Origin of the sequence: Rhizobium sophoriradicis (assembly GCF_025200795.1) — a bacterium.
GTDB lineage: Bacteria > Pseudomonadota > Alphaproteobacteria > Rhizobiales > Rhizobiaceae > Rhizobium > Rhizobium sophoriradicis.
On the sequence record NZ_CP104152.1, the window covers coordinates 3521836 to 3535563 of the forward strand.

The 13728-nt window shown below is 60.8% G+C and carries 12 protein-coding genes; 1 reads left to right on the forward strand and 11 read right to left on the reverse strand.

What is annotated here, in order from left to right:
• Positions 1-41: 41 nt before the first annotated feature.
• The 10 genes from N2597_RS17380 to N2597_RS17425 all read right to left on the reverse strand — a co-directional run bounded on the left by N2597_RS17380 (position 42) and on the right by N2597_RS17425 (position 11110).
• Positions 42-530, reverse strand: a complete 489-nt coding sequence (locus N2597_RS17380) for a tripartite tricarboxylate transporter TctB family protein (protein ID WP_064683230.1) — start codon at positions 528-530, stop codon at positions 42-44.
• Positions 527-1471, reverse strand: coding sequence for a Bug family tripartite tricarboxylate transporter substrate binding protein (locus N2597_RS17385; protein WP_038691282.1), 945 nt, complete (start codon positions 1469-1471; stop codon positions 527-529). The genes N2597_RS17380 and N2597_RS17385 overlap by 4 nt, the downstream gene beginning before the upstream one ends.
• Positions 1472-1727: 256 nt before the next feature.
• A complete protein-coding gene (locus N2597_RS17390) occupies positions 1728-3173 on the reverse strand; it encodes a M20 family metallopeptidase (RefSeq protein WP_183598224.1) in 1446 nt (481 codons plus the stop codon).
• 112 nt (positions 3174-3285) lie between these two features.
• Positions 3286-4827, reverse strand: coding sequence for an ABC transporter substrate-binding protein (locus N2597_RS17395; RefSeq protein WP_183598222.1), 1542 nt, complete (start codon positions 4825-4827; stop codon positions 3286-3288).
• 28 nt (positions 4828-4855) lie between these two features.
• The gene (locus tag N2597_RS17400; protein ID WP_225881408.1) at positions 4856-5638 is read right to left on the reverse strand and encodes a serine hydrolase; all 783 of its coding nucleotides are present in this window, start codon (positions 5636-5638) and stop codon (positions 4856-4858) included.
• An 82-nt stretch (positions 5639-5720) separates the two neighbouring features.
• Positions 5721-7349, reverse strand: a complete 1629-nt coding sequence (locus tag N2597_RS17405) for an ABC transporter ATP-binding protein (protein ID WP_077990678.1) — start codon at positions 7347-7349, stop codon at positions 5721-5723.
• Positions 7346-8164 carry an ABC transporter permease gene (locus N2597_RS17410; RefSeq protein ID WP_077990679.1) on the reverse strand — a complete coding sequence of 273 codons (819 nt, stop codon included), beginning with the start codon at positions 8162-8164 and terminating at the stop codon, positions 7346-7348. Before N2597_RS17410 ends, N2597_RS17405 begins: the two co-directional genes overlap by 4 nt.
• Entirely contained in the window at positions 8161-9105 is a 945-nt protein-coding gene (locus tag N2597_RS17415; protein ID WP_009995199.1) for an ABC transporter permease, read from the reverse strand. Before N2597_RS17415 ends, N2597_RS17410 begins: the two co-directional genes overlap by 4 nt.
• A gap of 167 nt (positions 9106-9272) precedes the next feature.
• Positions 9273-10178: a LysR family transcriptional regulator gene (locus N2597_RS17420; protein WP_183598218.1), complete on the reverse strand. Its 906-nt coding sequence runs from the start codon at positions 10176-10178 to the stop codon at positions 9273-9275.
• Positions 10175-11110, reverse strand: coding sequence for a LysR family transcriptional regulator (locus N2597_RS17425; protein ID WP_183598216.1), 936 nt, complete (start codon positions 11108-11110; stop codon positions 10175-10177). The genes N2597_RS17420 and N2597_RS17425 overlap by 4 nt, the downstream gene beginning before the upstream one ends.
• Positions 11111-11219: 109 nt before the next feature.
• Here N2597_RS17425 and N2597_RS17430 point away from each other — a divergent pair, with 109 nt between their 5' ends.
• The gene (locus tag N2597_RS17430; protein WP_009994636.1) at positions 11220-12611 is read left to right on the forward strand and encodes an MmgE/PrpD family protein; all 1392 of its coding nucleotides are present in this window, start codon (positions 11220-11222) and stop codon (positions 12609-12611) included.
• Between the two features lie 40 nt (positions 12612-12651).
• Here the strand turns inward: N2597_RS17430 and N2597_RS17435 are convergent, their stop codons facing one another.
• Positions 12652-13716 carry an ABC transporter substrate-binding protein gene (locus N2597_RS17435; protein WP_038691285.1) on the reverse strand — a complete coding sequence of 355 codons (1065 nt, stop codon included), beginning with the start codon at positions 13714-13716 and terminating at the stop codon, positions 12652-12654.
• Positions 13717-13728 lie beyond the last annotated feature (12 nt).

The window sequence follows — 13728 nt, forward strand, 5'->3', positions numbered from 1 at the left end:
CGGCACTGCGCAAAAATAAAAAGTGCTGACAGCGCGCGCCGTCAGAAGAACAGGCGTTCGAGCGGGCCGGCCGGCAGCGTCAGCTGCAGCAGCTGCGAGAAGATCGCCCAGACGACGAAGCTGAAGACGATGCCGAACGGCAGCGAGATCCAGAGCTTCCGCTTGCCGAAACCGCGTGCAGTGAATGCAAACAGCAGACCGGTGGCGATCGAGAAGCCGGCAAGACGCAGAAGCAGCATCTGTCCGACAAGACCGGCAATGATCCAGATGACGGGCGCCACTTCCTGCCGATCGCGTTCCGGAAACTCGCCGCGCCAAGCTTCGGCGATGGTCCAGATCCCAAGACAGAAGAGGCCGAAGGCCACCACTTGGGGCATCGTTGCCGGGCCGATGCGGTCATACTGCGCGATTGTCTTCAGATGCGATGCATCCCAGAACATCACGCCGGCGACAACAAAGAGGAAAGCGGCAATGATGAACGCCGCCCAATCAGGGCGGCGCGTGGTTGCCGAGGAGTTATCCCCGCTCATTGAACAAGTCCGATCTCTTTGAGAATGCCTTCAGTGGCAGCGACATCCTTTTCAAGCTGCGCCTTGAACGCGTCGCCGGACAGATAGGTGTCGGCCCAGCCCTTGGTCTTCAGAATTTCCTGCCAGGTGGCGGAGCCGTGCAGTTTCTCGAAATCGGAGGTGATGGCCGCGACCTGCTCTGCCGACAGGCCAGGAGCAGCGGCAACCATGCGCCAGTTCTGAATGCTGACATCGGTGCCGGCTTCCTTCAGCGTCGGGGCATCAACGCCGTCGATACGCTTGTCGCTCGACACGGCAAGAAGACGCAGCGTGCCCGCTTTCACCTGCGATTCGAACTCGCTGTAGCTCGATACTCCGGCAGTGACCTGGCTGCCGAGAATGGCTGCAAGCGCCTCGCCGCCGCCGGAAAAGGCGACATAGTTGATTTTGGTCGGGTCTACACCGGCTGCCTTGGCGATCAGACCGACGGTGATGTGGTCGGTGCCCCCGGCCGAACCGCCGCCCCAGGAAACCGAGCCCGGATCCTTCTTCAGCGCGGCGACCAGATCGGCCATGGTCTTGATATCGGACGAGGCGGGAACAACGACGGCCTCGTATTCGCCGGTAAGGCGGGCGATCGGCGTAACGTCCTTGAGGGTCACCGGCGACTTGTTGGTGAGGATGGCGCCGACCATGACATAGCCGCCGACGATCAGCGAGTTCGGGTTGCCGGCAGCCTGGCTGCTGAACTGCGCCAGCCCGATAGTGCCACCGGCGCCGGGAACGTTCTGGACCTGCACGTTGCCGGAGATCTTCTCCTGCTGCAGCGCGGTCTGCAGCGAGCGGGCCGTCTGGTCCCAGCCGCCGCCGGGAGCGGCCGGCGCGATGATGGTGTAGTCGGCCGCATAGGCCGGCAGCGCGATGGCCGCTGCGATAATGGTTGCGATGAACGTATGCTTCACGATGTGTCCTCCGTGGGCGGCTGAGCGCGCCGCCTGTTATTCTCCAGGGAATCGGGAGGGTAGCCGGCCGGCGGACACAATTGTCCTGAATGACGAACGGAAGACCTCCCAAGACTTCAGTTCTCCGCCTCCACGGAGAAGAAGTAGCCAAAGCCACCACAACAAGCTGTCATTTAGCTGACATCGGCAAGATATCCAGGAGGAAAGGACACTTTTTTGCCGTAATTGCCCGCGCGGCGGATCCGCCGTGTTGCTTTCAGCTGCTCACCGCTCCCGGCATCACATCCGTCGGGATCGGGCAGATGTAAGGCTTTCCACCGGTCTTCTCCATCCATTCGGCCTTGGCCGCCTTCATCAGCTCCGGTGATTTCACCAGGGAAAGACCGGTCAGGGCGAGAGCCTTGGCTGCATGCGCCATGGCCTTATGCGCAGCGGGCGCCTTTCCTTGCGCAACGACCTGCCATGTATGCGGGTTGGTGCCGATGGCCCAGGCAGGAGCCCAGCATTGGGCCGTGGGGGTCACCCAGCTCACATCGCCCACATCGGTCGAGCCCGCCCGAAAGTGCGAATGGCCCTCGAAATGCCGCAGCCCGAGATGGAGCGGCATCGCGCCATCGATCTTGGCAGCGGAGAAAACGTCGCGCCCGATCTGATACAGCCCGATGCTGCTGGCGATGGCTTCGTCGGTAAACGTCTTCTGGATGCGACGCGCAAAGGCGATATCGGTTTCGTCGAAGGCGACGGGGCCGAGCGCCATCATGTTTTCATGCATCGTCGTTTCCAGCGTAATATTCGGGAGAAGGTTCGTGGAAGCCGTATCGAAGACGATCTCCACGTCGGTCTCCGTCATCATCGCGGCGCCGCGCGCGACTTTTTCCACGCGCGCGGCGAGATTGAGAGCCTGTGGCATGTCCGGCGCCCTGATGAGATAAAGCACCTCGGCCTGCGCCTGCACGACATTGGCAGCCCGGCCGCCGGCATCGGTAATGGCATAATGCACTCGGCAGTCCTGTGGCATGTGTTCGCGCAGGAAATTGACGCCGACATTCATAAGCTCGACAGCATCGAGGGCGGACCGGCCGAGATGCGCAGCATTGGAAGCGTGGGCCGCAACGCCCTTGAAGCGGTAATAATATTCTAGCACCGCAAGATTGTTTGTGGAGCGGACACCGTTGAACGGTGCGGGATGCCAGGTGAGCGCCGCGTCCACGTCGTCGAACGCTCCCGCACGCACCATAAAGGTCTTGCCCGAGCCTCCTTCTTCGCCCGGGCAACCATAGCAACGGACGGTTCCGGAAATGCCTTTGTCGTTTAGATAGTTGGCTAGCGCGACGGCCGCCATCAACGACCCGACGCCCAGAAGATTGTGACCGCAGCCATGTCCGGTCGCGCCAGTCGTAACCGCACGCTGCTCGGCGATGCCTGCAACCTGGCTCATGCCGGCAAGTGCGTCGAATTCCCCAAGAAATGCGATGATCGGCTTGCCCGCGCCCGCTTCTGCGATAAAGGCGGTCTCGATGTCGGCAACGCCGCGACGCACAGCAAAGCCCTCCTCCTCAAGGGCCTTTGCCAGCAGACCGGAAGAGCCCTTCTCCTCGAATTTCAGTTCGGCTAGATCCCAAATCCTGTCGCTCAGCACCTCGCAGGCGGGCCGCATACGCTCGATCGCCGAAACGATCTCGTCCAATGCTTCTTTGCTCATCGCTTATCCTTGCTTTCTTCAGGCATGAGATATCGGTCCGGCAGGCGAGCCTGCCGGTCTTGTCGAGTTGCCAATGTCAAGTGCCGCGCTCCGCCTCGGCGCCGCAAGATTTTCAGTCGACCGAAACTTCCCAGAGGCGGGCGTTCGACTGCCAGACCGGCTGGCCCTTCAACGTCTTCGTCGCACCCCACACGTCGACCATGTCGTAAAGGAAAATGCCCGGCATCTCCTTCAGCATCAGCTCATGGAACGTGTCGAAGATCCTTTGACGCTTGGCCGGGTCGGCCTCGATGTAAGCCGCCTTCATCAGTTCCACGGCCTTTGGATCGTCCCACATCAGCGAAGCATTCTTGTCCTTGTTGCCGACATAGAAACTGTACATCAGAGCCGGGTCGAGCCGCGGGGCGACGGATTGCGAGATCACCTGATAGTTGCCGGACCGGCGGCGGTCGACTTGCGTTGCGTAATCGAGAACTTCGATCTGCACATTCAATCCGGCCTGCTGCATCATCGCCTGCGCCATAACCGCGGCGGGAAAGCTTGGAACATTGCCCCGCTTGTTGGCAATGATGGTGATCGGCTCGCCCTTGTAGCCGGCATCGGCCAATTCCTTCTTCGCCGCCTCGATGTCGTAAGGCAGCCTCTGCTTCTGGGTATCGTCGAAATAAACAGAATCCTGCGACACCATCGAGCCGTTCGCCTCGCCGGTTCCATTTGAGGCGGCTGCGACAAGCTCGCCAAGGTCGAGCGACATTGCCATCGCCCGCCGCACGCCGGGCTTGCTCAATACCTTGTCGCGCGTCTGGATGTAGAACAAGTTCTTGCCGTTGTTGCGGGCGACGATCAGCTGCAGCTTATCGCTCGCCTTGATTTCCGGAATAAGGTCCGGAGATATCTCTGCCGTGTCGAGGACGCCGGACTCCAGTCCCGCCTTGACGGTGGATGCGTCAGGAATGACCATGAACTTGATGCCGTCGGCCAAAGGCCGCTTTGAGCCAACCATCCCGTCGGGCTTGCCGTCATTTTCGGGCGAGATGTAGTCAGTGAATTTGGCAAGGCGGATGTACTCGCCCTTTTTCCATTCGTCCCACATGAACGGACCGGTCCCGACCGGTTTGACGAAACTGCCGTCCGCAGCGAGAGAATCGGGAGAGATGATGGCCGTGTAGCCGCATTCCGGACGCGACATCAGACCCAAAAAAACGGCCGAGGGCTTCTCGAGCGTGATCTGGACGGTCGATGCGTCAACGGCCTTCACACCTGTCACGGGGGCGGCGCCACTTGGCGCAAAATCGGAAAGGCACGTCCATTTCGTCTCGGGCTTGAGATAGCGGTTCCAGTTCCAAACGACGTCGTCAGCCGTCAACGCCTTGCCGTTGTGGAATTTCGCATCGCCGCGAAGGTGGAATGTATATGTAAGGCCGTCGCCACTGACGTCGAAGCTCTTGGCGAGCAGCGGCTTGACCTCGCCGCTGTTATTGTAGCCGACCAGGCCCTCGACGATATGCAGGATAACACCATCGGTATTTCCGTCCCGGTTGACGCCGGGATTGCTGCTGCGCAGATCCGAACTCTGGGCAATGACGATGTCACGCGTGTGCCCGAGACTTGCCATGCCGAGCAGTATCGTGCCGGCGAGAAGAATTTTCTTCATTGTTCCACCCTCTTTGTTTTGCTGATGATTACCGTTGAAAATTGTCCCAGCAGGCCCGCGAGAGCCGGCCAATGGTTTCGAGCGCGATCGTATAACCCGGCGTGCCGTCAGGCATGACCTGGGGTACCTCATCCGTGAATACGGCAATCGCATAGAAGGGCTCTTCGCCCCGATAGACGATGCCGGCGTTCATACGGCCGCGCTTGCCCGTGCCGCCCTTGTGCGCGACGACTGTACCGAAGGGCAGCCTCGACGGGATCGCATAGCGCAGGATCTGGTTCTTCAGGGTCTCGAGCGCATAGCGGCAGAGCGCTTGCGAGCAGCGCAATGTGTCGGCCGCTTGTTGCGAGAACTGTGCGTCGAGGATTGCCTGCAGAAGAAAAACCTGGTCGCGCGCCGTGGTCGTGGTGACGGATCGCAACGAGTGGTCCGGCGATAGCGCCAAGGGCGGGATCAGAAAGCGGTGGTGGGTGCCGCTCATGCCGATCGACTTGCAATAGCCATCGACCTCCTCGAGCGTCAGCCGCTCGAAAACCATCTTGGTGCACACATTGTCGCTCAGCACCATCATTCCGGTGATCGCATCACGCAACGAGATCACGATGCCCGGCGTCAGATAGCGAAACATGCCGCTCGCCACCTCCTGGGCAAAACGAGCCTCGTAGGTGATCGGCTCCTCGAGATCGAGTCGGCCTTCATGAACGGCCCTGAGCGCCGCCATCATGATTGAGGTCTTGCGGGTACTCGCCGAAGGCGTTTCTTCATCAGCGCCACGCTTGATCGTTTCACCCGAGCGTAGATTGCGCACCATAAACCGCGTCACGAATGGCTGTGCATCGCAGATTGCATGAAGTTGTTCGGCCGCATCAGCCGTTGTCGTTACGATCGCCACGCTAATTCTCCAAACGCCATTTGAGTGTGACACCACCGCTTGCATTGTGGTCGAGCGCGGGGATGGCCGAGAGGAGACGACGCGTGTAGGGCTCCTTCGGGCTGTCGAAGATCGCGCCGCGATCGCCTTGCTCGACGATGCGGCCCTCCTGCATCACCACCACGCGGTCAGCCACCTGCTCGACCACGCCAAGATCGTGGCTGATGAAAAGGCAGGAAAAGCCGTAGCGTTTCTGCAGATCCGAGAAGAGGTCGAGCACCTGTGCACGGACGGTGACATCGAGGGCTGACACCGGCTCGTCGGCGATCAGGAATTTCGGCCGGCGCGCGATGGCGCGGGCAATGGCGACGCGCTGCCGCTGGCCGCCTGACAATTCATGCGGATAGCGGCTGGCATAGTCTTTCCCCAGGCCCACTTCCTCGAGCGTTTCGAGGGCCCGTCGTCGCTTGCCCTCGCCGTTCAGGTTCGGCACCAGACGCAAGGCCTCTTCGACAAGCGCGAGAATGGTCATGCGCGGATCAAGCGAGGAATAGGGGTCCTGGAACACCATCTGGCAATCCAGCCGGTAGTTCCTCCAATCTTCGTCGCGGGACCGGCCCTGGAATTTGATCGTTCCGCCGCTTTCCTTGACAAGGCCGGCGATCGTGCGGCCGAGCGTCGTCTTGCCCGAACCCGAGCCGCCGACGAGCGCCACCACCTCGCCTTCGTGGATATGGATGCTGACGCCATGCAGGGCCCGCTTTCCCCGCCCCTTTTTCAGGAACGACCGGCGGCCGGGATAATCGACGACGATGTTCTGCGCCGACACCATCGGCGCTTTGCTCTTGTCGATGGCACGCGTTTCACCGCGATAGGGAAGCGAGGAGAGGAGCTTGCATGTGTAGGGATGCTGTGGCGTCGCGAGGAGTTCGTCCGCTCTCCCCTGCTCTACAATCGCCCCCTTCTCCATGACGATGATGCGATCGGTATATCGAGCAACCATCGGCAGATCGTGGCTGATCAGGAGGACGGCCGTCCCTTCCGCAGTCGTCAAATCGACCATCAACTCCATCACGTCGCGCTGGATCACCGCATCCAGCGCCGTGGTCGGCTCGTCGGCGATCAGCAATGCCGGCTTCAGCAGCATGACGGAGGCCAGCATGATGCGCTGGCGCATGCCGCCGGAAAACTCATGCGGGTAGGAAGTGAGGGCGCCTTCAGGGTTGAGAATGCCGACGCGCTTCAGCATGTCGAGGATGCGCGCACGCCGCTCTGCCGGCGCCAGCTTCGTGTGCAACAAAAGCCCCTCCTCCAACTGACGGCCGATGGTCATGGATGGATTGAGGGACGTCATCGGTTCCTGGAATACGACACCAATCTCCAGGCCCCGCATAGCGCGAAGATCGCTGTTGCTCATTGAAAGCACGTCGCGGCCCTTGTAGCGCACCGTTCCGCCAGTCACGCGGACCGCCGCCGGCAGCAGCGATATCAGCGCGCGGGTCGCCAGCGTCTTGCCTGAGCCGCTCTCGCCGACAATGCCGACAATCTCGCCTGGCGCTATGTCGAAGCCGACGTCCTTGACGACGTGCAGGCCGGTCCCTGCAACCTCAAGCGAGAGACCGCAAACGTTCAAAAGCGTGTCGCCGGTCATTTCAGCCCCCTCATACGCGGATCCAGCTTGTCACGAAGGGCATCGCCCAGAAGATTGATGCCGAGCAGCGTCAGCGCGATGCAGAGGCCGGGAAATAGGCCGAGCCACACGGCCTGCTGGATGAAAGGGCGGCCAGCGGCCAGCATGTTGCCCCAGGTGGGCGCCGGTGGCGGCACGCCAAGACCCAGGAAACTCAGAGCGCTTTCCGAGAGAATGGCCCAACCGAACATCGACGTGGCAAGCACGGTGATCGGGGCAAGGCAATTGGGCAGGATGTGGCGGACCATCGTGAAAAGCTCGCTGTTGCCCATCACCCTGGAGGCCTCGATGAACTCCCGCTCCCGCAACGACAGAACCGCGCCGCGCACCACCCGCGCCATGGACGGCGTGTAGGCAATGCCGAGTGCGAAGATGATGCCGTATTGATTGGCGCCGAATACAGCCAGCAGACCCAACGCCAGCAGAATGCCGGGGAATGCCAGTAGCGCATTGTTGATCGCCATGATGACGCCATCGACCCAGCCGCGAACATAGCCACTGACAACACCGATCAACGTGCCGAAGAAGGTCGCGAAACCGACGGTCAGCGTCCCGATCCATACACTGGCCCGCGCACCGACCATCAAGCGGCTGAGTACATCGCGCCCGAACTCGTCGGTCCCGAGCAGATGAGCGCCGCCGGGAGCAGCAAGCCTTACTGCAAAGCCGAGTTTCATCGGATCATACGGGGTCCAGAACAGACCAACTGCGGCGGTGATCAGCAGGCTGGCAATCAAAATGCTGCCGATGAGGCCGTTGAAAGTGAACTTTTTCATTCGGCAACCACCCGCGGATCGAAGAAGGGATAGAGGAGATCGACCACCAGATTGACCAGAACATAGGATAGCGCCACGAACAGCAGGCACCCCTGGATGACCGGGTAATCACGGGCAAAAATGCTATCGACCATCAGACGGCCAAGACCCGGAATGGTGAAGACGGTTTCGATCACCGCGATGCCGCCAAGCAGATTGCCGAGGATCAGGCCGATAACCGTCCATGTAGGGCCAAACGCGTTCTTGAAGGCATGGCGCCAGAGGACCGCGCTTTCCGAAAGGCCTTTCGCCCGCGCATGCGTAATGTAATCCAGGCGCAGAACTTCCAATGTCGAAGCACGCGCCATGCGGATCAGAACGCCCATTTCATGGATCACCAGTGTCATGATCGGCAGGACCAGATACAGCATTCCGCCGGCTATGTTGTCGCCGACCGAGACATAACCGAGAACCGGCAACCAGCCGAGCTTCAGGCCGAAAAACAGCAGCAGCAGGAGGCCAAGCCAAAAAGTCGGAATGGAAAGCAGTACTGTTGCCGTGCCCACCAGAGCCAGGTCCGTCAGACTGTTCTGTCTCCACGCCGCGATCACGCCGGCGGGCACTGCGATGACGCTCGCCAGCAATACGGCAATGACGACAATCTCGGCACTGACCATAAAGCGGGAAGCGACAAGCGGTAGCACCGCCTCGCCATTGACAATGGAACGGCCGAAATCACCCTGCAGAACATTCCCGGTCCAGATGACGAATTGCTGAATCATCGATTTGTCGAGCCCAAGCTCGATGCGCATCGCCGCCACCTGGTCAGGCTGTGCCATGTCACCCAGCATCAGGGCGGCGGGATCGCCGGGGATCAGTCGGATAAGTGCGAAAACAGTGACGGCCACAAGGGCGATCGTCGGCAATGCCATCAACAGGCGGTTAAGAATGAAGCGTATCATGTGTTCCCCATCGGCAGAGCCTACGCCGCCATCGGTTTCGTTAGGGGAGACTATGACGGAATGAAAAAATCTCCGCAATATTATGCGTAACCGTCATAGGTTTATGCAGAATGATAGGCTGACAGAAACGGTGCGCCTCACAAGTCCTGGCGGAGCAAGGGTCTGATTCATATGTCTTTTTGCGACAGCTGGATCTGCCGTTTCAATGCGTCGCTGAGGGCTTGAGCTGCAATCGACAGTGGAACACCTGCAGCACGTGCAAGCCCGAACTGCTGACGTGCATGCGGAATGAACGGGCGATGCACGACGGGGAGATGGCGATAGAGATTTGCGTAGAAGCTGCTGATAATGGTGACACCGAGGCCGTGGGCGACATAGGAACAAGCAGAACTGTTCGTATGGGTTTCGATCTTGACGATCTGTTTCACGCCTGCCTGTTTGAAGCTCTGATCAAGCGCCATACGATTGGGCCTTTGTCGGCCGATCAGAACCAGCGGTATGTCGCGCAGGTCTTTGGCGGAAATCTCCGCCAGTTCTGCCAGCCGGTGATCTCTCGGGATGACGCAGACGCTTTCCCCGCTCGCCACCTGCTCGACTTCAATGCCGAGGCCGATTTCCCCTTCCATACGCAGGAAGCCGATATCGAGCACACGCTCCTCGACCAGCTTGTTGATGGCGATGGTCGTGTCGAAAAACGTCTCGATCCGGACGCTGGGGAAATCCCGCACGTAATCCACCAGCATGGCCGGCGCGAAGTTCTCCCACATGCTGCTTGGCAGACCGATCCGCACGATTTCCGGCCCCGCAGCGCCGCTGCGAAGATCTTGGGCATGCCCGGACATCCGGTCCACGGCCAAGAGGATATTCTCTGCATCCCGGGCCAGAATGGCCGCCTCGGGGGTAGGGATCAGCCGTCCCTTGTCGCGCACAAAAAGTGCGATGGACAAGTCCGCCTCGAGTTGCTGCAGGAGCCGGCTTACCCCCGACTGGCTGAGGCCCATTGCTTTGGCCGTCGCAATGGTCGATCCGGTGGACATCAGCGTCCGCAAGACCTCGAGCTGTCTGATGTTCATCGTGAAGCATCCTCTGCACCGGCGGCCCAGCGCCACTCGGCGATGCTTTCCAGAAAGAGGCCTGCGGATTTGGCCAAGGGATACTTCTCACCGCTGACGAGGCAATAGGTCACCGGCACTTCCGGCGCCAATGGCACGAAACGCAGCGGCAGGGTCGCGTATTCGCGCGCGATGATGTCGCCCACCAGGGCGATCCCCAAACCATTGGCAGCCAGCGCACATGCACTGGCCACTGAATGTGCCTCGAGCAGCGGGCGCTGGCGTAGGCCGCCCTGATAGAAAAGTGCCTCCAGCTCGTGCCGAACAGGCCTCTCACGGTTGAGGACGATGAGGTCCTGCCCTTTAAGGTCCGATATTGTCAGAGCGCTCTGTTTTGCCAATGGATGATCGGCATGAAGAGCGCAGACGATGCGGGAGAAGAGCTGTTTCTCCTGCCGCAGTCCGGGCGTCGCCAGCGGCAGGCGAGCGAAGCCGATATCGGCCTCTCCATCCGCCACCATCCTCTCGATCGCCAGATAGCTGCCGGAAGCGAGCTCCACGCGCACCGGACCATGGGCGCCGAAGAAGGCCTTGATCATGTGGGGAAGCACGGTGGATGACAGGCTGGCCGGGAAGGCAAGGCGCAGCAGCATCTCGCGTGAACGACCGCTTTCCAACTCCACCGCCGCCGTTTTCAGCTCCCGCAACCGATCCGAAATAGCGCGGATATCCGGCCCGAGCTGCCGGCCTTCACGGGTCGGAGACAACCGGTTCTTGTCACGTTCGAACAGACGGACGCCGAGATAGTCTTCAAGCTGCTGCAGCAGCCGGCTGGCATTGGATTGTGAAATGCCGAGTTCCAGGGCGGCGGCGATCGTCGATCCCGTTGCCGCGATCGCGTCATAGGCCTCGATATGCTTGAGGCTGATCCCTGCGCTGACTGCCCTAACCATGTGATGACTTTCCTCGGTAGCCTTATTCGAGAACTGCATAAGATTGCAGCGCTGTCAAAAGCAGAACAATTTCCAGTCTCGACCGAAGACCATGGAAAGAGTTTCGTCAATGACCACCGTTCTGCAGCGCATCGCGGCCCAGCTTTCATCCCGAAAGCATTTCTCTGAAACTTCCATTGAACGGGCAATCGATGCCGTCGCCGATACTTTTGGCTGCATGATCGCCGGCGCTGGAGATCCGGCCGTCACCGGCGTAACCACGGCTTTCGCAAGCGAAATCGCAGGCGGAGGAACCGCCTGGCTCGTGGCCGGCGGCGGCGCGCCCACCTCCATTGCCGCGCTCGTCAATGGAACTGCAGCGCATGCACTGGATTTCGACGACAATTTCCATCCTGCCCGCGCCCATGCATCCGCGGTCCTCGTCCCTGCATTGCTGGCCACGGTTACAGCAGGTCGCCCGGTAAGCGGCGGCGCTTTTCTCGGAGCATATCTTGCAGGCCTGGACGCGCAGGCCGCCGTGGGTTTCGGCGTCAATCCCTCGCATTACAACAGGGGCTGGCATGGAACGGCGACGGTCGGCGCAATCGGCGCCGCTGCGGGCGTGGCTGAGTTGCTGGGCGCAGGCGAGGAGGAGACGGCGCAGGCGATGAGCCTTGCAGCGTCGCTCGCCTGCGGCCCCAAAGGTCAGTTCGGTACTCTGGCCAAGCCGCTTCATGCAGGCATTGCAGCCCGAAATGCGGTTGAGGCGGCGCGGCTCGCCATCGCTGGCATCAGAGGCCGGCTCGACATCCTGGAAAGGCCGCAGGGATTTCTGGATCTTTTTGGCGGAGACGACCCGCGGGCATGGACCGATCTGCGACCGGAGCCGGACCATATCATCGAAAGACGCGGCTTGGTCACCAAGCGACATCCATGCTGCGCATCGACCCACCGGGCAATCGATGCGCTGCTCGAGCTTAAACGAGACTATGGACTGACGGCGGACGACATCGTGTCGATCGACACCAAGGTCGGCGTCTCCGCCTTTCGCAACCTCGCCTATGCGGAGCCCGCAGACGAGATGCAGGCCCGCTTCTCGATGCAATACTGTCTGGCGACAGCCTTCCTGAAAGGATCCGTCAGCCTTGGCGATTTCACGCGTTCTGCCGTTTCGCGAGCGAATGTGAGGATGCTGGCAAAACGCATAACGATGGAATCCTATTCAGCCGACGAAGAAAGAGGAAATGAGCGGTTGCCGCATATTGTGACCGTGCGGCTGTCGGACGGGACGACGCTGCACCGACAACGTCTCCATGCAAAGGGTTCAGTGCAAGACCCGCTGAGCGCGCAGGAGCGCCGCGAAAAATTTGAAGACTGCCTGAAATGGGGAAATCGTCAACCGGGCTGCGATCTCTACGCGCGGCTCAGGAGATTGACTGAGGCCGCAGACCTGTGGACCGAGCTTGATATGGCGAACCACAGCCGGAAAGCTGAATTGCTTGCGGGACCACAGGCCATTTAACCCCTGTCAACCCTGGCTTTTCGAAAGAACACGCCTTCCTTCACTGCGCCCGCAGGACCTCGTTCCAGTGCGCGATCAGCCGCGCTCTCTTCACCTGGTCGAGATAGACCATCAACCCGGGGCTGACAGGCACTGGCCGAAGTTGCGCGCCGAGCAGCTCCTGCAGCGTATTGGCGGTGTTCTCGCCGGCCACCTCGGGGCTGACAGCGGGGATCTGCAGCTCGCGCGCCATGATCGTCTGGCCCTCCTTCGACATGAAAAAGGCAAGGTAGCGACGCCCGAGCTCCGGCTCGGCGGCCGCCTGCGGCACCAGCCCGATCCGCGACATCACCACCGTATAGTCCTTTGGCAGCACGATCCCGACATCGGGATGCCGCGAAGCCCAGTCGGCGGCGTAGGAGCCGAGGATATTGTAGCCGAGCACGAAGCGCCCGTCGGCGATGCGTTCGAGGATCGCCGAGCTCGTCGAGTAAAGCTTGACGCCGGCCGCGCCCATCGCGCCGATCACCGACCAGATGTCGCCGAACTGCTCCTGGTCGCGGGCCATGAACAGAAAGCCGACACCGGACCGCTCGATATCGTAGGTGCTGATCCGGCCATAGACCGCATTGCCCTTGCGCTTCAGATAATCGACGAATTCCGCCCGCGAGCTTGGCACCGGCTCATGCGCGAAGCTCGGCTTGTGATAGACGAAGACCGCCGGCTCGAAGGTCAGCGCATAGGCGGTGTTGCGCCAATTCGCCCATTTCGGCCATGCGGCGCTCATAGGCAGATTGCTGACCTGCGCATAGCCGTCATTCGAAAGCTTCACCTGCAGGTCCATCGCCGAGGAGAAAGCAAAATCCGCAGTCTTCTTGCCGGCATCCGTCTCCCCGACGATCCGGTCATAGATTTCGCCGGTCAGCATATCCTCGTATCTGACGGCGACATCGGGATTGGCCTCCTGAAAACCCCGGATCATTGGCTGCGCCAGCGGCTCGTCGAGCGAGGAATAGACGGTCAGCACCGGCGCCTCGGCCTTGCCCGATTTCGCCGGATAGAAGGCCTGATCAGCCAGGGCAAAACCCGGCCAGAACGCCAGCAGTAAGATGAAAATACTCCGCATGCCGCAACAATG

Bases quoted from the DNA above. Each gene is read 5' to 3' on its own strand.
- N2597_RS17420 (WP_183598218.1), bottom strand. From the start codon at position 10,178: ATGAACATCAGACAGCTCGAGGTCTTGCGGACGCTGATGTCCACCGGA.
- N2597_RS17380 (WP_064683230.1), bottom strand. From the start codon at position 530: ATGAGCGGGGATAACTCCTCGGCAACCACGCGCCGCCCTGATTGGGCG.
- N2597_RS17395 (WP_183598222.1), bottom strand. From the start codon at position 4,827: ATGAAGAAAATTCTTCTCGCCGGCACGATACTGCTCGGCATGGCAAGT.
- N2597_RS17400 (WP_225881408.1), bottom strand. From the start codon at position 5,638: ATGGTGCGCAATCTACGCTCGGGTGAAACGATCAAGCGTGGCGCTGAT.
- N2597_RS17430 (WP_009994636.1), top strand. From the start codon at position 11,220: ATGACCACCGTTCTGCAGCGCATCGCGGCCCAGCTTTCATCCCGAAAG.
- N2597_RS17425 (WP_183598216.1), bottom strand. From the start codon at position 11,110: ATGGTTAGGGCAGTCAGCGCAGGGATCAGCCTCAAGCATATCGAGGCC.
- N2597_RS17390 (WP_183598224.1), bottom strand. From the start codon at position 3,173: ATGAGCAAAGAAGCATTGGACGAGATCGTTTCGGCGATCGAGCGTATG.
- N2597_RS17410 (WP_077990679.1), bottom strand. From the start codon at position 8,164: ATGAAAAAGTTCACTTTCAACGGCCTCATCGGCAGCATTTTGATTGCC.
- N2597_RS17405 (WP_077990678.1), bottom strand. From the start codon at position 7,349: ATGACCGGCGACACGCTTTTGAACGTTTGCGGTCTCTCGCTTGAGGTT.
- N2597_RS17435 (WP_038691285.1), bottom strand. From the start codon at position 13,716: ATGCGGAGTATTTTCATCTTACTGCTGGCGTTCTGGCCGGGTTTTGCC.
- N2597_RS17415 (WP_009995199.1), bottom strand. From the start codon at position 9,105: ATGATACGCTTCATTCTTAACCGCCTGTTGATGGCATTGCCGACGATC.